General features: G+C 66.7%; 12 protein-coding genes and 1 other RNA gene. 9 read left to right on the top strand and 4 right to left on the bottom strand.

Annotated elements, in window-relative coordinates; translation table 11 throughout:
- Nucleotide 1: 1 nt before the first annotated feature.
- The 3 genes from xdhB to DK254_RS23420 form a co-directional block, all read right to left on the bottom strand.
- Nucleotides 2–2392, bottom strand: a complete 2391-nt coding sequence (gene xdhB, locus DK254_RS23410) for a xanthine dehydrogenase molybdopterin binding subunit (RefSeq protein WP_109935696.1) — start codon at nucleotides 2390–2392, stop codon at nucleotides 2–4.
- A complete protein-coding gene (xdhA, locus tag DK254_RS23415; protein ID WP_109935697.1) occupies nucleotides 2385–3848 on the bottom strand; it encodes a xanthine dehydrogenase small subunit in 1464 nt (487 codons plus the stop codon). The genes xdhB and xdhA overlap by 8 nt, the downstream gene beginning before the upstream one ends.
- Before the next feature lie 569 nt (nucleotides 3849–4417).
- Nucleotides 4418–5551 carry an alkane 1-monooxygenase gene (locus DK254_RS23420; protein ID WP_109935698.1) on the bottom strand — a complete coding sequence of 378 codons (1134 nt, stop codon included), beginning with the start codon at nucleotides 5549–5551 and terminating at the stop codon, nucleotides 4418–4420.
- A 173-nt stretch (nucleotides 5552–5724) separates the two neighbouring features.
- Between DK254_RS23420 and DK254_RS23425 the strand changes: the two genes are divergently transcribed.
- The 6 genes from DK254_RS23425 (at nucleotide 5725) to DK254_RS23450 (ending at nucleotide 14268) form a co-directional block, all read left to right on the top strand.
- Nucleotides 5725–6384 carry a GntR family transcriptional regulator gene (locus tag DK254_RS23425; RefSeq protein WP_109935699.1) on the top strand — a complete coding sequence of 220 codons (660 nt, stop codon included), beginning with the start codon at nucleotides 5725–5727 and terminating at the stop codon, nucleotides 6382–6384.
- A 10-nt stretch (nucleotides 6385–6394) separates the two neighbouring features.
- Nucleotides 6395–9883 carry a chromosome segregation protein SMC gene (gene smc / locus DK254_RS23430; RefSeq protein WP_109935700.1) on the top strand — a complete coding sequence of 1163 codons (3489 nt, stop codon included), beginning with the start codon at nucleotides 6395–6397 and terminating at the stop codon, nucleotides 9881–9883.
- A gap of 300 nt (nucleotides 9884–10183) precedes the next feature.
- Entirely contained in the window at nucleotides 10184–11074 is an 891-nt protein-coding gene (zipA, locus tag DK254_RS23435) for a cell division protein ZipA (protein WP_109935701.1), read from the top strand.
- A gap of 104 nt (nucleotides 11075–11178) precedes the next feature.
- On the top strand, nucleotides 11179–13566 hold the full coding sequence (gene ligA, locus DK254_RS23440; RefSeq protein WP_109935702.1) for an NAD-dependent DNA ligase LigA: 2388 nt from the start codon (nucleotides 11179–11181) through the stop codon (nucleotides 13564–13566).
- Nucleotides 13567–13599: 33 nt separating this feature from the next.
- Nucleotides 13600–13878 (top strand): HU family DNA-binding protein, encoded by a 279-nt coding sequence (locus DK254_RS23445; protein WP_089390420.1) that lies wholly within the window; start codon nucleotides 13600–13602, stop codon nucleotides 13876–13878.
- 12 nt (nucleotides 13879–13890) lie between these two features.
- Entirely contained in the window at nucleotides 13891–14268 is a 378-nt protein-coding gene (locus DK254_RS23450) for a cbb3-type cytochrome c oxidase subunit 3 (RefSeq protein WP_089390421.1), read from the top strand.
- Nucleotides 14269–14308: 40 nt separating this feature from the next.
- On the opposite strand, the gene DK254_RS23455 is transcribed toward DK254_RS23450, so the two are convergent.
- A complete protein-coding gene (locus DK254_RS23455) occupies nucleotides 14309–14677 on the bottom strand; it encodes a hypothetical protein (RefSeq protein ID WP_109935703.1) in 369 nt (122 codons plus the stop codon).
- Nucleotides 14678–14908: 231 nt separating this feature from the next.
- Between DK254_RS23455 and ffs the strand changes: the two genes are divergently transcribed.
- The 3 genes from ffs to DK254_RS34600 all read left to right on the top strand — a co-directional run.
- Nucleotides 14909–15005, top strand: an RNA gene (ffs, locus tag DK254_RS23460) — signal recognition particle sRNA small type.
- A gap of 314 nt (nucleotides 15006–15319) precedes the next feature.
- Nucleotides 15320–15949, top strand: a complete 630-nt coding sequence (locus DK254_RS23465) for a response regulator (protein WP_109935704.1) — start codon at nucleotides 15320–15322, stop codon at nucleotides 15947–15949.
- 342 nt (nucleotides 15950–16291) lie between these two features.
- Nucleotides 16292–16712 (top strand): BapA prefix-like domain-containing protein (locus DK254_RS34600; RefSeq protein ID WP_218281441.1); only part of this gene is annotated, 421 nt, incomplete at its 3' end.

Raw genomic sequence — 16712 nt, forward strand, 5'->3', positions numbered from 1 at the left:
GTCATGCCGGTTCGGCGGTGGTTTGTGGTTCAGCGGCCTGCTCGGCTTTCAGCCTGCGCATCTGCTCCACCCCCCAGAGCACCCGCTCCGGCGTCGCCGGGGCGTCGATCTGCGGCTGCACCCGGTAGTCCGCCAGGCTGGCCACGGCGTCCTTGATGGCGCAGAACACCGAGATGCCGAGCATGAACGGCGGCTCGCCCACGGCCTTGGAGTGGAACACCGTCTGCTCCGGGTTCTTGCGGTTCTCCACCAGCTTCACCCGCAAATCCAGCGGCATGTCGGCGATGGCCGGGATCTTGTAGCTGGCCGGGCCATTGGTCATCAGTTTGCCCTTGGCGTTCCACACCAGCTCTTCCATGGTCAGCCAGCCCATGCCCTGGACGAAGCCGCCTTCCACCTGGCCGATGTCGATGGCCGGGTTCAGCGAGTCGCCCACGTCGTGGAGGATGTCGGTGCGCAGCATGCGGTACTCGCCGGTGAGGGTGTCGACTATCACCTCCGAGCAGGACACGCCGAAGGCGAAGTAGTAGAACGGCCGGCCGGCGGCCTTCTCGCGGTCGTAGTAGATCTTCGGCGTGCGGTAGAAGCCGGTGGAGGACAGCGACACCTGGCCGAAGTAGGCCTGCTGGATCAGCTCCTCGAACGGCAGGATCAGGTCGCGCACGCGCACCTGGTTGTTACGGAACTCGACATCCTCCTCGGTGACCTTCCAGTGCCTGGCGGCGAATTCCACCAGGCGCTGTTTGATGGTCTCGGCGGCGTTCTGCGCGGCCTTGCCGTTGAGGTCGGCGCCGCTGGAGGCGGCGGTCGGCGAGGTGTTGGGCACCTTGTCGGTGTTGGTCGCGGTGATCTGCACGCGGTCGATGTCGACCTGGAAGACTTCCGCCACCACCTGCGCCACCTTGGTGTTCAGGCCCTGGCCCATCTCGGTGCCGCCGTGGTTCAGGTGGATGCTGCCGTCGGTGTAGATGTGGATCAGCGCGCCGGCCTGGTTGAGGAAGGTGGCGGTGAAGCTGATGCCGAATTTCACCGGGGTCAGCGCCAGGCCCTTCTTGAGCACCGGGCTGTTCGCGTTGAACGCGCGGATTTCGGCGCGGCGCCTGGCGTACTCGGCGCTGGCTTCCAGCTCGGCGGTCATTTCCTCGATGAGGTTGTGCTCCACCTGCTGGTGGTAGTGGGTGACGTTGCGCTCGTCCTTGCCGTAGTAGTTGCGCTTGCGCACTTCCAGCGGGTCCTTGCCCAGGTGGCGGGCCACGGCGTCCATCACTTCCTCGATGGCGACCATCCCCTGCGGGCCGCCGAAGCCGCGGTAGGCGGTGTTCGATGCGGTGTTGGTCTTGCAGCGGTGGCCGTTGATGGTGGCGTTGCCGAGGAAGTAGGCGTTGTCCGAGTGGAACATGGCGCGGTCGACGATGGAGCCGGAGAGGTCCGGCGAGTAGCCGCAGTTGCCGGCCAGCTCGATCTGGATGCCGTGCAGCAGGCCGTCGTCGTCGAAGCCGACGTCGTACTCGACGTAGAAGGGGTGGCGCTTGCCGGTCATCTGCATGTCTTCCACGCGCGGCAGGCGCATCTTCGCCGGGCGCCCGGTCAGGCGCGCGATCACCGCGCACAGGCAGGCGGGCGCCGCGGCCTGGGTTTCCTTGCCGCCGAAGCCGCCGCCCATGCGGCGCATGTCGATCACCACCTTGTTGAAGGAGATGCCCAGCACCTCGGCCACCAGCTTCTGCACCTCGGTGGGGTTCTGCGTGGAGGTGTAGACGATCACGCCGCCGTCCTCGCTGGGCATCACCGAGGAAATCTGCGTTTCCAGGTAGAAGTGCTCCTGGCCGCCGATGTGCAGGGTGCCCTGGATGCGGTGCGGCGCGCTGGCCAGTTGCGCGGCGGAATCGCCGATGCGGTGCTGGTGGCTGTCGAGCACGAAATGCTTCTTGCGCAGCGCCTCGACCACGTCGAGCACCGGTTCCAGGTCCTCGTACTCGATGATCGCGGCCATGGCCGCCTTGCGCGCGGTCTCCAGGCTGTCGGCGGCCACCGCGATGACCATCTGCCCGAGGTACTCGACCTTGCCGTCGGCCAGCAGCGGGTCGCCGGCGACCACCGGGCCGATGTCCAGCTGGCCGGGCACGTCGTCCTTGGTGATGGCGATGGCCACCCCGGGGAAGTCGTAGCAGGGGCTGACGTCCAGCCGGGTGATGCGCGCGTGGGCGCGGTCGCTCATGCGGGCGTAGACGTGCAGCTGGTTGGGGAATTCCAGGCGGTCGTCGATGTACACCGCTTCGCCGCTGACGTGCTTGGGCGCGCTCTCGTGCTTGACGCTCTTGCCCACGCCGGTGGTGAGGTCGGCGCGGAACAGCGCCTGGAGTTCTTCCTGGGTCTTGTTGTGCTTATGCATAGGCGGTCACCCGAGTCACGGCCTGGGGCGCTTCCAGTTCGAGGAAGCATTTGCGCAGCAGGTTCTGCGCGGTGAGCAGGCGGTATTCCTTGCTGGCGCGGAAGTCCGAGAGCGGGGTGAAGTCCTCGCCCAGGGCCTGTGCGGCGCGTTCGAAAGTGGCGGCATTGAACGGCTGGCCGAGCAGCGCGGCCTCGCAGGCGCGGGCGCGCCTGGGGATCGCCGCCATGCCGCCGAAGCCGCTGCGCACGGCGCTGATGCGGCAGTTCTCCACCGTGATGCTGAAGGCCGCGCAGACCGCCGAGATGTCGTCGTCCAGGCGCTTGGACACCTTGTAGGCGCGGAACGCCTGGTTGGCCTGCGGGCGCGGGACGATGACCTTCTCGATGAACTCGCCTTCCTGGCGCGCGGTGACCTTGTAGTCGATGAAGTATTCGTCGATCGGCAGTTCGCGGCTGTCGCTGCCCTTGCGCAGCACGATGCGCGCGCCCAGGGCGATCAGCAGCGGCGGCGAGTCGCCGATGGGCGAGGCGTTGCCGATGTTGCCGCCGAGGGTGCCCTGGTTGCGGATCTGCAGCGAGGCGAAGCGGTGCAGCAGCTCGCCGAAGTCCGGGTAGTCGTGGGCCAGGGCCTGGTAGCAGTCGGTCAGCGCGGCGGCGGCGCCCAGTTCGATGCGGTCGGCGAAGACCTCGACGCGCTTCATCTCCTCGACATGGCCGACGTAGATCATCACCGGCAGCTCGCGGTGGAACTGGGTGACTTCCAGGGCCAGGTCGGTACCGCCGGCCAGCAGGCGCGCCTGCGGGTTGGCGCTGTAGAGGTCGGCCAGGTCGGCGATGGTCCGCGGCAGCAGGCAGCGCTTGTCGCCGCTGTTCAGCTCGGCGGTCTCGCGCGGGGCGATGGCCTTGAGCTGGGCGATGGTCTGCTCCTGCGCGGCGTCGAACTGGTCCGGGCGCTTCTGGCAGCAGGCCTGCTCGGCGGCGTCGAGGATCGGCCGGTAGCCGGTGCAGCGGCACAGGTTGCCGGCCAGCGCTTCGTGGGCCTCGGCCTTGCGTGCTTCGTGGGTTTCGCCGGTGCTGTTCTTCTGCAGGGCGAACAGCGACATGACGAAGCCGGGGGTGCAGAAGCCGCACTGCGAGCCGTGGCAGTCGACCATGGCCTGCTGCACGCCGTGCAGTTCGCCGCGGTGCTTGAGGTCGTCGACCACGATCAGCTGCTTGCCGTGCAGCGCGGAAACGAAGGTCAGGCAAGAGTTGAGGGTGCGGTAGCGGATGCGTTCGGCGCCCTCGGCACCGACCAGCTCGCCGACCACCACGGTGCAGGCGCCGCAGTCACCGGAGGCGCAACCCTCCTTGGTGCCGGTCTTGCCCAGGTGTTGGCGCAGGTAGTTGAGCACGGTGAGGTTGGGGTCGAGGCGGTCTTCGACACGCAGCTCGCGGTTGAGCAGGAACCTGATCAAGGCATGCCTCCAGGCTTTCTTGTTGTTGGGCGGGGCGCGATGGAGCTGAATCTAGGAAAAGCTGACTTTTAAGTCAATAAAATTCTGATTTTTCGGTCAGCTATTTCGTAGGAGCGGATTTTCGGAAGGGGTGGGGCGGATAACCTGGGTCACAGACCGCCCTGATCAACCTCGGAGCCGCCGGGAACCAAGGCCAAACGGCGGATAACGCCGTAGGCGTTATGCGCCCTACGCCAGGCCCGCCCGTAACGTAGGGCGGATAACCGTTCGCGGTTATCCGCCGGTTAGCCTGGGCCACGGACCACGCCCCACGCCCAGATCGATCTCGGAGCCGCCGGGAACCAAGGCTAAACGGCGGATAACGCCGTAGGCGTTATGCGCCCTACGCCAGGCCTGCCCGTAACGTAGGGCGGATAACCGTTCGCGGTTATCCGCCGTTTGACCTTGGCCACACCTCGCCCGGAGTCAGCCCGAAGCGCCTGTTGCAGGTCGCTCTACGCTCCCGGAGGCGCAAAAAAAACGGCAGCCGGGGGTACTCGGCTGCCGCAAAGGCGTGGAACTCGGTGGGCTCAGGCGCGCTGGGTGTCGCTCAGCTGGTATTCCTCGCCGGCGTAGTAGGCACGCACCCGGGGGTTCATCACCGCGCGCCACAGCGGCGGGAACAGCGCCAGGACGATCATCCCGGCGTAACCGTTGGGCAGTTGCGGGCTGGCGTCGTAGTGGCGCAGCACCTGGTAGCGGCGCTTGGCGTAGGCGTGGTGGTCGGAGTGCCGCTGCAGGTGGAAGAGGAACAGGTTGGTCAGCAGGAAGTTGCTGTTCCAGGAGTGCTCGTGGGTGGTGCGCTCGTAGCGGCCGTCGTCCAGGCGCCGGCGGTGCAGGCCGTAGTGCTCGACGTAGTTGACGATCTCCAGCAGGGTGAAGGCCATGATCGACTGGCCGATGAAGTAGACCGCGCCGAGCCAGCCGAAGGCCAGGCTGAAGCCGAGCAGGAACAGCGCGCTGACGGCGTACCACCAGATCAGCTCGTTGCGCCAGTGCCATGCCGGCAGGCCCTTGCGCTTCAGGCGCTGGGCCTCCAGGCGCCAGGCGTTGAGGAAGTTGTGCCTGTAGGCGTGGGGCAGGAAGGCGTACAGGCTCTGGTCGTAGCGCGAGGAGGAAGCGTCCTCCGGGGTGGAGACGTTCACATGGTGCCCGCGCACATGTTCCACCTTGAACCCGGCGTAGCACACCGCCGCCAGTAGCAGGCCGCCGGCCATCTGCTCCAGCGGTGGGTCCTTGTGGATCAGCTCGTGGGACACGGTGATGCCGATGGCGCCCATCACCGTGCCCACCGAGAGGATCCAGCCCAGCTTGCCCACCCAGTTCCAGGCTTCATAGTGGGTGATCACCCAGCCGCCGTAGACCAGCATGCCCAGCAGCAGCGGCACGGTCATCAGGCTGAGGAAGCGGTAGTAGCCCTCGCGCTCCAGCACGGGCACTTCGCTGGCCTCGTCGGGGTTGGCCGGGTCGCGGCCGACGATGGCGTCGAGCACGGGAATGACCAGGAACACCACGGCGATGACGAACCAGGCCCAGGCGTTGGGGTGGTCGCTGCCGTAGGACCACCAGTAGCTCAGCGGGATGCCGAACACCGGCACCAGCCAGATCCAGTAGCCGGCCTTCTTCAGGCTCAGCATCCAGGCAGGGGGGAGGAAGGCGAACATGGGGCGACTCTCGTTGTAGGATTGTCAGACAATCCTGCGCCTAATCCTTTCTTCCTACGCACCAACCTTCGTTCAGTCGAGCCCCTTGACCGGGGCGTTGCCGGGTAACACCCTGTGTTACACTGCGCGGTCGCAAGCCCCATTCCATCAGCCCTCCAGCGATAAGGACACCCATGACGTTCAAGGCCCCGGACAGCCTGGCTGAGCAGATTGCCCACCACCTCGCCGAACGCATCATCCGGGGCGAGCTCAAGGAACGCGAACGCATCCAGGAGCAGAAGGTCACCCAGGCCCTGAACGTCAGCCGCGGCTCGGTGCGCGAGGCGCTGCTGATCCTCGAGCGCCGCCACCTGGTGGTCATCCTGCCGCGCCGCGGGGCGCAGGTCTCGGAGCTGTCCGCCAGCCACGTCGAAAGCCTCTACGCCCTGGTCATGGAGCTGTACATCCTGCTCGCCGTGGCGGTGGCCCGGACCTGGCGCGAGGAGCGCGACCTGCAGCCGTTCCTGGCCATCCAGCAGCGCCTGCTGGACAACCTGCAGCGCGGCGACATCGACGCCTTCGTCGAATCCAGCTTCGACATCATGCGCGCCGCCTTCCCGTTCGCCGCCAATCCCTACCTGCAGGAGACGGTGGAGAACCTGCTGCCGGCCATCAGCCGCACCTACCACCTGGCCCTGGAGCGGCGCAAAAGCGAGATGAGCCAGTTCCTCGACAGCTTCGCCCGCCTGCTGCAGGCGGTGATCGAGCGCGACGAGGCGGCCATCCGCGAGGTGCTGCTGGACTACGGCCGCCACAACAGCCAGCTGGTGCTGGCTGCCCTGGCCGAACGCTGAGGAGAGCGGCATGCGCCTCAAGTGCATCAAGCTGGCGGGGTTCAAGTCCTTCGTCGACCCCACCACCGTCAGCTTCCCGAGCAACATGGCCGCCGTGGTCGGTCCCAACGGCTGCGGCAAGTCCAACATCATCGACGCCGTGCGCTGGGTGATGGGCGAGAGCTCGGCGAAGAACCTCCGCGGCGAGTCGATGACCGACGTCATCTTCAACGGCTCCAACACGCGCAAGCCGGTGACCCAGGCGTCCATCGAGCTGATCTTCGACAATACCGACGGCACCCTGGTGGGCGAGTACGCCGCCTACGCCGAGATTTCCATCCGCCGCCGCGTCACCCGCGACGGCCAGAACACCTACTTCCTCAACGGCACCAAGTGCCGGCGCCGCGACATCACCGACATCTTCCTCGGCACCGGCCTGGGCCCGCGCAGCTACTCGATCATCGAGCAGGGCATGATCTCCAAGCTGATCGAGGCCAAGCCGGAGGATTTGCGCAACTTCATCGAGGAAGCCGCCGGCATCTCCAAGTACAAGGAGCGCCGCCGCGAGACCGAGAACCGCATCCGCCGCACCCAGGAGAACCTGGCGCGCCTCTCCGACCTGCGCGAGGAGCTGGAGCGCCAGCTCGAACGCCTGCACCGCCAGGCCCAGTCGGCGGAGAAGTACCAGGAATACAAGGCCGAGGAGCGCCAGCTCAAGGCCCAGCTGGGCGCCCTGAAATGGCGCGAGCTGAACGAGCAGGTGGGGCAGAAGGAACGGGTGATCGGCGACCAGGAGGTGGCCTTCGAGGCCCTGGTGGCCGAGCAGCGCAGCGCCGACGCCAGCATCGAGCGCCTGCGCGACGGCCACCACGAGCTGTCCGAGCGCTTCAACCAGGTGCAGGGGCGCTTCTACTCGGTGGGCGGCGACATCGCCCGCGTCGAGCAGAGCATCCAGCACGGCCAGCAGCGCATGCGCCAGCTGCAGGACGACCTGCGCGAGGCCGAGCGCACCCGCCAGGAAACCGAATCGCACCTGGGCCACGACCGCACCCTGCTGGCGACCCTGGCCGAGGAGCTGGACATGCTGGCCCCCGAGCAGGAAACCAGCGCCGCCGCCGCCGAGGAGGCCGGCGCCCTGCTGGAAGCGTCCGAGAGCGGCATGCACGACTGGCAGCAGCGCTGGGACGCCTTCAACCAGCAGAGCGCCGAGCCGCGCCGCGAGGCCGAGGTGCAGCAGTCGAGCATCCAGCACCTGGAGCACAGCCTGGAGCGCCAGCTCGAGCGCGAACGCCGCCTGGCCGAGGAACGCGCGCAACTGGCCGCCGACCCCGAAGGCGCGGCCATCCTCGAACTGAGCGAACAACTGGCCGCCGTCGAGCTGCAACTGGAAGAACTGCAGGCCGAGGAGCTGGAGCTGGTCGAGCGCCTGGAACAGGTGCGCCAGGGCCTGCAGGAAGGCAACGCCGCGCAGCACCAGGCCCAGGGCGAACTGCAGCGCCTGAACGGCCGCATCGCCTCCCTGGAGGCCCTGCAACAGGCCGCCCTGGACCCGGGCGCCGGCGCCGCCGACTGGCTGCGCGAGCAGGGCCTGGAGCAGCGCCCGCGCCTGGCCGAAGGCCTGCGCGTGGAGCCGGGCTGGGAGCTGGCGGTGGAAACCGTGCTCGGCGCCGACCTGCACGCCGTGCTGCTGGAAGATTTCGCCGGGCTGCCCTATGCCGGCCTGGAAAAGGGCGAGCTGCGCCTGCTCGACCTGCCGCGCGGCGGTGCCGGTGCCGCCGGCAGCCTGCTGGACAAGGTCAGCGCCGACCACGACCTGTCGCCCTGGCTGGCCGGCGTGCGCCCGGTGGAAAGCCTGGAGCAGGCCCTGGCCCAGCGCGCCGCGCTGGGCGCCGGGCAGAGCCTGGTCAGCCGCGACGGCTACTGGGTCGGCCGGCACTTCCTGCGGGTGCGCCGCGGCGACTCCGCCGAATCCGGCGTGCTCGCCCGCGGCCAGGAGCTGGAACGGCTGTACGCCGAACGGGAAGAACTGGAAGAGCGCCTGGCCGCCCTGGACGAACAACTGGAAGCCCAGCGCCAGGCCCAGCGCCAGGTCGAAGAGGGCCGCGAGCAACTGCGCCGGCGCATCCAGGACGAAGGCCGCCGCCACGGCGAGCTGAAGGCCGCGCTCTCGGCCCAGCAGGCCAAGGTCGAACAGCTGACCCTGCGCCGTCGCCGCCTCGACGAGGAACTGGCCGAACTGGCCGAGCAGCGCGCCCTGGAACAGGAACAACTGGGCGAGGCGCGCCTGCACCTGCAGGTGGCGCTGGATGCCATGGCCGAGGACACCGGCCGCCGCGAGGCGCTGCTGGCCGAGCGCGACGAGCTGCGCGAGCGCCTCGACCGCATCCGCCAGGAAGCCCGCCAGCACAAGGACCAGGCCCACCAGCTGGCGGTGCGCGTCGGCTCGCTGAAGGCGCAGCACGAATCCACCCGCCAGGCCCTGGAGCGCCTCGACGTGCAGGCCGTGCGCCTGGTCGAGCGCTGCGAGCAGCTCAACCTCAACCTGGAGGAGGGCGCCGCGCCCCTGGAAGAGCTGCGCATGCGCCTGGAAGAGCTGCTGGAGCGGCGCATGGGCGTGGAAGAGGAACTCAAGACCGCGCGCCTGACCCTGGAAGACGCCGACCGCCAGCTGCGCGACGCCGAGAAGCGCCGCACCCAGGCCGAGCAGCAGTCGCAGCTGCTGCGCGGCCAGCTGGAGCAGCAGCGCATGGAGTGGCAGGCCCTGACCGTTCGTCGCAAGGCGCTGCAGGAGCAGCTCGGCGAAGACGGCTACGACCTGCACACGGTGCTCGGCACCTTGCCCCACGACGCCGCCGAGAAGGTCTGGGAAACCCGCCTGGAGGAACTGGCCGGGCGCATCCAGCGCCTGGGCGCGATCAACCTCGCGGCCATCGACGAATACCAGCAGCAATCCCAGCGCAAGCGCTACCTGGACGAGCAGAACGACGACCTGGTGGAAGCCCTGGACACCCTGGAGAACGTCATCCGCAAGATCGACCGCGAGACGCGCAACCGCTTCAAGGAAACCTTCGAGCAGATCAATGCTGGCCTTCAGGCATTGTTCCCCAAGGTGTTCGGCGGCGGTCACGCCTACCTGGAACTTACCGGCGAAGATCTACTCGATACAGGGGTGGCGATCATGGCGCGCCCGCCGGGCAAGAAGAACAGCACCATCCACCTGCTGTCCGGCGGCGAGAAGGCGCTGACCGCGCTGGCCCTGGTGTTCGCCATCTTCCAGCTCAACCCGGCGCCGTTCTGCATGCTCGACGAGGTCGACGCGCCGCTGGACGACGCCAACGTCGGGCGTTATGCCCGCCTGGTCAAGGAAATGTCCGAGAAAGTGCAGTTCATCTATATCACCCACAACAAGATCGCCATGGAAATGGCCGACCAGTTGATGGGCGTGACCATGCACGAGCCGGGATGTTCGCGCCTGGTGGCGGTCGACGTGGAAGAAGCCGTGGCACTGGCGGAAGCCTGATGAAGTACCTTCTGGACAAATTTCGTACAGTATTCGTCAGCGCCCGGCGTTGATCTGTGCTGTACTGGGAGGATATGCGTAACCCCTTGATTCGATTGGGGTAAGCCCAGTCCCGGGGGCGCCCGGGAAAAGTTGCGAATATTGCTGCGGGCAACAGCCGCAGACGGTGTAAAAGTTGTGTCGGGCATGCTAGCTTAATGCCCACTTTGTTACGCGCGAACATACAACTCGGGGTTCGCGTTTTACCGGGATAGGACATCCCTTTTTCATCATCATTTTTATCAGGGGCACTGGGATTAGATGGATATCGGTCTGCGCGAATGGCTGATCGTCATTGGGCTTATCGTGATCGCCGGCATTCTGTTCGATGGCTGGCGGCGCATGCGGGGCGGAAAGGGCAAGCTGAAGTTCAAGCTGGACCGCCATTTCGCCAACCAACTGGACGACGATGACGACGGCGGCAGCGCCGAGGTGCTGGGGCCCTCGCGGGTGGTCGAGCACCACGAGCCTTCGCTGGACGAGCACGACCTGCCGAAGGTCAGCGCCAAGGACCCGGCCCGCGGCAAGCGCCGTGGCGAGCCGCGCCAGGGCGACCTGGCCCTGGACGACCCGGCGCCGAACCTGCTCGGCCCGCTGGACGAGGAAGACTTCCCCGACCCCCTGGCCGAGGCGCCCAAGGAAAAATCCCGGGCCAGGGACCGCAAGAAGGACAAGGAAAAGGACAAGGAGCGCCCGGCGCCCGCCGCCGCCCCGGCTCCGGTGGAAGAAGTGCTGATCATCAACGTGATCTGCCGCGACGAGGGTGGCTTCAAGGGCCCGGCGCTGCTGCAGAACATCCTCGAGAGCGGCCTGCGCTTCGGCGACATGGACATCTTCCACCGCCACGAGAGCATGGCCGGCAACGGCGAAGTGCTGTTCTCCATGGCCAACGCGGTCAAGCCGGGCACCTTCGACCTGGACAACATCGACCAGTTCAGCACCCGCGCGGTGAGCTTCTTCCTCGGCCTGCCGGGCCCGCGCCATCCGAAGCAGGCCTTCGACGTGATGGTCGCCGCCGCCCGCAAGCTGGCCCACGAACTCAACGGCGAGCTGAAGGACGAGCAGCGCAGCGTGATGACCGCGCAGACCATCGAGCATTACCGCCAGCGCATCATCGAGTTCGAACGCCGCGCGCTGACGCAGAAACGATAAACGCAGCGGCAAGCTACAGGCCCCAAGCTGCAAGCCTAGCGCTTGGCTTGGGGCTTTGCTTTTCTTGTCTTGCCGCTTTTAGCTTGCCGCTTGAGGCTTTCTGAATGACCGACACCCAGACCGCCGCCCAACGCATCGCCCAGCTCCGCAGCGAGCTGGACGCGCACAACTACCGCTACTACGTGCTCGACGAGCCCAGCGTGCCGGACGCCGAGTACGACCGCCTGTTCCGCGAGCTGAAGGAACTCGAGGCCGAGCACCCGGACCTGGTCACCCCCGAGTCGCCGACCCAGCGCGTCGGCGGGGCGGCCGCCTCGGCCTTCGGCGAGATCCGCCACGAAATCCCCATGCTCAGCCTGGGCAACGCCTTCGAGGAGCAGGACCTGCTGGACTTCGACCGCCGTGTGCGCGAAGGCCTGGCCGACCTGCTGCCGGGCGGCGACCTGCTCGGCGGCGGCGCCGAGGTGGAATACAGCTGCGAGCCCAAGCTCGACGGCCTGGCGGTCAGCCTGCTGTACGAGAACGGCCGGCTGACCCGCGGCGCCACCCGCGGCGACGGCACCACCGGCGAAGACATCAGCGCCAACGTGCGCACCGTGCGCAACATCCCCCTGCGCCTGCAGGGCGAGGGCTGGCCGGCGGTGCTGGAAGTGCGCGGCGAGGTGTTCATGTCCAAGGCCGGCTTCGAGACGCTCAACGCCCGGCAGATGGAGGCTGGCGCCAAGACCTTCGCCAACCCGCGCAATGCCGCTGCCGGCAGCCTGCGCCAGCTCGACCCGAAGATCACCGCCAGCCGCCCGCTGGAACTGTGCGCCTACGGCTTCGGCCGCGTCGAGGGCGGCAGCCTGCCGGGCACCCAGGTCGACATACTCGAGGCCTTCAAGGCCTGGGGCATCCCGGTCAGCCGGGAGCTGAGGCTGGTCCGCGGGGTGAAGGGCTGCCAGGACTACTACGCCGACATCGGCCAGCGCCGCGACAGCCTGGCCTACGAGATCGACGGCGTGGTGTTCAAGGTCAACCGCATCGACTTCCAGCGCGAGCTGGGCTTCCGCGCCCGCGAGCCGCGCTGGGCCATCGCCCACAAGTTCCCGGCCCGCGAGGAACTCACCGAGCTGCTCGACGTGGAATTCCAGGTCGGCCGCACCGGCGCCGTGACCCCGGTGGCACGCCTGAAGCCGGTGCAGGTGGCGGGGGTGACCGTGTCGAACGCCACCCTGCACAACATGGACGAAGTGGCGCGCCTGGGCCTGATGATCGGCGACACCGTGATCATCCGCCGCGCCGGCGACGTGATCCCGCAGGTGATGCAGGTGGTCACCGAGCGCCGCCCGGCCGACGCGCGCCCGGTACACATTCCCGAGCACTGCCCGGTGTGCGGCTCGCAGGTGGAGCGCACCCAGCTGGTCAAGCGCGCCAAGGGCCGCGAGTCGGTCAGCGAAGGCGCTATCTACCGCTGCGTCGGCCGGCTGTTCTGCCAGGCGCAGCTCAAGCAGTCGATCATCCACTTCGTCTCGCGCCGGGCCATGGACATCGACGGCCTCGGCGACAAGATCGTCGAGCAACTGGTGGACAAGGGCCTGGTCAAGTCGCCGGCCGACCTTTACCGCCTGACCTACGAGCAGGTGATCGAGCTGGAAGGCTTCGCCGAGGTGTCCAGCAACAACCTGATCAACGCCATCGCCGACAGCCGCCGGCCGAGCCTGGCGCGCTTCGTCTACGCCCTGGGCATCCCCGACGTCGGCGAGGAGACCGCCAAGCTGCTGGCCCGCGCCCTCGGCTCGCTGGCGCGCATCCAGCAGGCCCTGCCGGAGGTGCTGACCTACCTGCCGGACGTCGGCGCCGAGGTGGCCTACGAGATCCACAACTTCTTCGCCGACGAGCACAACCGCAAGGTGATCGCCGAACTGCTGGACGCCGAGCACGGCGTGCAACTGCAGGAAGAGGGCGGGGTGGCCGCCGAGTTCGCCGCCTGCGCCACCCTGGCGGGCTTCATCGACAAGCTGAACATTCCCTTCATCGCCGCCACCGGCGCGGAGAAGCTGGCCAGCCGCTTCGGCTCGCTGGAAGGCATCATCCACGCCGACTGGCTCGACCTGCGCCAGGTCGAGCGCCTGCCCGAGCGCGCGGCCAAGAGCCTGCGCGAGTTCTTCGATGATGCCGGCAACGCCGAGCGCACGCGGGCCATCGAAGAGCAGCTGCGCGAATTCGGCATGCACTGGGCGAGCGAGAAGAAGCAGGCCGAGGGCCTGCCGCTGGCCGGGCAGACCTGGGTGCTCACCGGCACCCTGGAAGCCATGAGTCGCGAGGTGGCCAAGGAAAAGCTGGAGAGCCTGGGCGCCAAGGTCGCCGGCTCCGTATCGGCCAAGACCCATTGCGTGGTGGCCGGCCCCGGCGCCGGCTCCAAGCTGGCCAAGGCCCAGGAACTCGGCGTGGACGTCATGGACGAAGAGGGGCTGCTGACGTTACTGGCAGAGCATGGCATCAGTGCCTGAACGAATTTCCAAGACCATCCGGAGAGAAACACCATGGCAATGACCAAGGAACAACTGGTACGCGACATCGCCGAATCCCTCGACCTGACCCAGGCCTCGGTGCGCGGTGTGTTCGAGCAACTGGCCGGCATCGTCCAGGACGCCCTGGAGAACGACGGCGAGCTGACCCTGCCGGGCATCGGCAAGCTCAAGGTGAGCGAGCGCGCCGCGCGCACCGGGCGCAACCCGCAGACCGGCAAGAGCATCGAGATCGCCGCGAAGAGAGTGGTGCGCTTCGTCCCGGCCAAGGCCCTGGCCGACAGCCTCAACTGACCGGGGGCGACGATGGACAAGGCTAGAAAGCAGCGGCTCGCGGGGCTGATCGCCCTGGTCCTGCTGTTCGCCCTCTACGTGGCCTGGACCGAGCGTCCGCAGATCCAGCTGCACTACGACGCCAACGCCAGCGCGCCGGCGAGCTACAGCTTCAAGGAGAACGGCGAGGAAAGCCTCTCCGGGGAGATCCAGCCGGGCGCCGTGCTGAGCTTCCCGCTGCGCCTGCTGCGTGGCGGCGACTACCGGGTGGCCTTCACCTTCCACCGCGGGCAGGAGAAGTACGCCAGCTTCAGCAGCCGGCCCGGCTTCGAGAAGAGCGACCTCTACCTGGGGCCGAACCTGGAGGTGTCGACCCAGCCGATCCCCGGCGGCATGATCCGCGCCGAGTGAGGCCATCCCCCGCGCTGCTGGGCGAGGGGGGAGGGGGAACTCAGAGGTAGGTGATGTTCAGCAGCAGCGGCCGCGCGCCGCTGCGGCCGTCCAGGTTGCGCAGCACCAGGTTGAGATCGCCGCCTTGCGCCTCGTTGCCGGCGCCCAGGTCGACGTGGCGGCCGTCCAGGTCGGTCACCGCCAGTTGGCGGGCCGCTTCCTGCCCGGACGGTTCGCTGAACGACAGGCTCGAGGTCCCGCCGCAGCCCGTCAGCGCCAGGCGTGCCTGGCGCGCGCTGGCTTCGCTGGTGATATCGGCGACCTGGCACGGTGGCGAGTAGATGTGGCCGCTGAAGGTGATGGTGCCGCCGTTGGCGAAGGCGGTGGAAGACAGGCCCAGGGCCAGGACAGCGAGCGCAGACTTGATCATCGGAATTCTCCCAAAGCGTTGAGGGCTGAAGCGCCGAGGGGTGTCCGTCCCCTCCACCTCACCAGTGCTGTGGCAGTGTGCCATCATGCCGCAGAGTGATGATGTCAAATTGCCATTTCTGCGTGCCCCATCGCGGATTTCACCGCTAAGTGCTTGAAGTGCTTGTAACTTGCGCTGGGCTCGGTACAATGTCGCCGCCCGCCACATAGGCGGGCTTCGTTATGGTGGCCCTGTCGGTCCCCCCGCAACGATCAGCCGTGAACCCGGTCAGGCCCGGAAGGGAGCAGCCGCAGCGGTGACATCGTGTGCCGGGGTGTGGCTGGCGGGGCCACCTCCATTTTGGGGTGGGATTCTTCGTAGCCACAATTCCCCTCAGGCTAGCTCCGTTTCCCCCTTTTCCCTTCCGATCCGTCTGATTTTTTTCATGGCATTTCCGCTGCCCCGTTTGGTGCGCGGACGGGCCGGCGACGGCCACCGCAGACGCTCCGCACTCTTTCCCCGCGCGCTATTGGCAACTTGGGTGCCATGTCGGATTTTTCTTATATTGATTAAATAGTCCGGTTTTAAGGTGACGTTTTTCAGGGGCTTCCATTAGATTAGGCAGCCGCGAAAGTTGCGGTTATCGTCGTTTGTGAGGTTGCCTTGAAAAAGATCAAGATCGTTCTGGCGGATGATCACGCAGTCGTATTGATGGGAGTTCGTGGAGTTCTGGAACGCCACCCGCAGTATCAGGTGGCATGTGAGGTGCGAACTTCCGGTGAGTTGGTCGAGGCATTGCGACGGGAGCATTTCGATATCGCGATCATCGACTTCAGCATGCCCGGGGACGAAGTCTACGGCGACGGCGTGCGCTTCATCGGCTACCTGGTACGTAACTTCCCCGAGGTGAAGTTCCTGGTCTTCACCATGCTGTCCAACCGCCTGGTGCTGGACCGCCTGTGCGAGCTCGGGGTGCAGGGGGTGGTGCGCAAGGACGCGGGCATGCCCCAGCTGTTGTCGGCCCTGGACGCCCTGTGCAAGGGCCGCAGGGTACTGAGCCCATGCGCGGGCGAGGGCGGCGACCTGCACAGCCGCCTGACCTCGCTCTCGGTCAAGGAGTACGAGGTGCTGCGGCTGTTCGTCTCGGGCCTGCGCGTCTGCGAGATAGCCCGCCTGCTGCGGCGCAGCGACAAGACCATCAGCGCGCAGAAGGCATCGGCCAAGCGCCGCCTGGGCGTGACCACGGACCAGGAACTGCTGGCCTGTTGCCTGGAGGGGCATTTCTTCGACTGATGAACTTCATCTTATATACAACCTGAAAAAGCGGGCTTGCATGGCCCGCTTTTTTTATTTCTCTTTGGAATTCATTTCGGCGAAAGGGTTAGTTGGGATTTTAAAAGGGCTAAGAATTTTCCGATACGGCGTCGGAATTTATCGCCTGGAGCCGTGAATAAGAAAATTCCCAATTGTATGCCCTGGAGGGCGCCTTATTCTTTCTGGCTAGTAATTAAGGAAGTCCTGGTTTTCCTTGATTTGAATCAAACAGGGCGCTGGCCAAGTGTTGCGAGGACGAGTCCTCGAATCGCCAGTGTCCTTTTAATTGCAGAAAGATAGCCTCGTCAGGCGGGAGTTCACATGGCCGCAATTCAACTGATTGCGAAGAGTTCGGGACAGGTCAGCGATGTCAGCGGCAAGAACCTGTTGTTGCTGACGCACCCGTGCGTGGTGAAGATCGCGGCCGCGCCGGACAGCATCCAGTCTGTCAGCCGCAACGGCGACAGCTTGGTGATACGTCTGAAGAACGGCGAGGTCGTCACCGTCGACAACTTCTTCCAGGCCGTGGACGGCCTGCGCCACGACCTGGTGCTGGAGGCTCCTGACGGCCAGCTGTGGCTGGCGGACCAGAGCGAACCCTGGCTGACCACCGAGCTGGATTCCATCGAGCAATTGTTGGCCGTGCAGTCCGATGATTCCTACTACGCCTTCGGCCTGCTGCCCATGGCCGGCCTGGGCGCCCTGGGCGTCGGTGGCCTGGCCGCCGCGGCGGGGGGCGGTG

The organism is Pseudomonas sp. RW407 (assembly GCF_003176655.1).
GTDB lineage: Bacteria > Pseudomonadota > Gammaproteobacteria > Pseudomonadales > Pseudomonadaceae > Pseudomonas > Pseudomonas delhiensis.

Coding starts and splice junctions, on each gene's coding strand:
- xdhB (WP_109935696.1), bottom strand. CDS start 2,392: ATGCATAAGCACAACAAGACCCAGGAAGAACTCCAGGCGCTGTTCCGC.
- DK254_RS23420 (WP_109935698.1), bottom strand. CDS start 5,551: ATGTTCGCCTTCCTCCCCCCTGCCTGGATGCTGAGCCTGAAGAAGGCC.
- DK254_RS23425 (WP_109935699.1), top strand. CDS start 5,725: ATGACGTTCAAGGCCCCGGACAGCCTGGCTGAGCAGATTGCCCACCAC.
- smc (WP_109935700.1), top strand. CDS start 6,395: ATGCGCCTCAAGTGCATCAAGCTGGCGGGGTTCAAGTCCTTCGTCGAC.
- zipA (WP_109935701.1), top strand. CDS start 10,184: ATGGATATCGGTCTGCGCGAATGGCTGATCGTCATTGGGCTTATCGTG.
- ligA (WP_109935702.1), top strand. CDS start 11,179: ATGACCGACACCCAGACCGCCGCCCAACGCATCGCCCAGCTCCGCAGC.
- DK254_RS23445 (WP_089390420.1), top strand. CDS start 13,600: ATGGCAATGACCAAGGAACAACTGGTACGCGACATCGCCGAATCCCTC.
- DK254_RS23450 (WP_089390421.1), top strand. CDS start 13,891: ATGGACAAGGCTAGAAAGCAGCGGCTCGCGGGGCTGATCGCCCTGGTC.
- DK254_RS23455 (WP_109935703.1), bottom strand. CDS start 14,677: ATGATCAAGTCTGCGCTCGCTGTCCTGGCCCTGGGCCTGTCTTCCACC.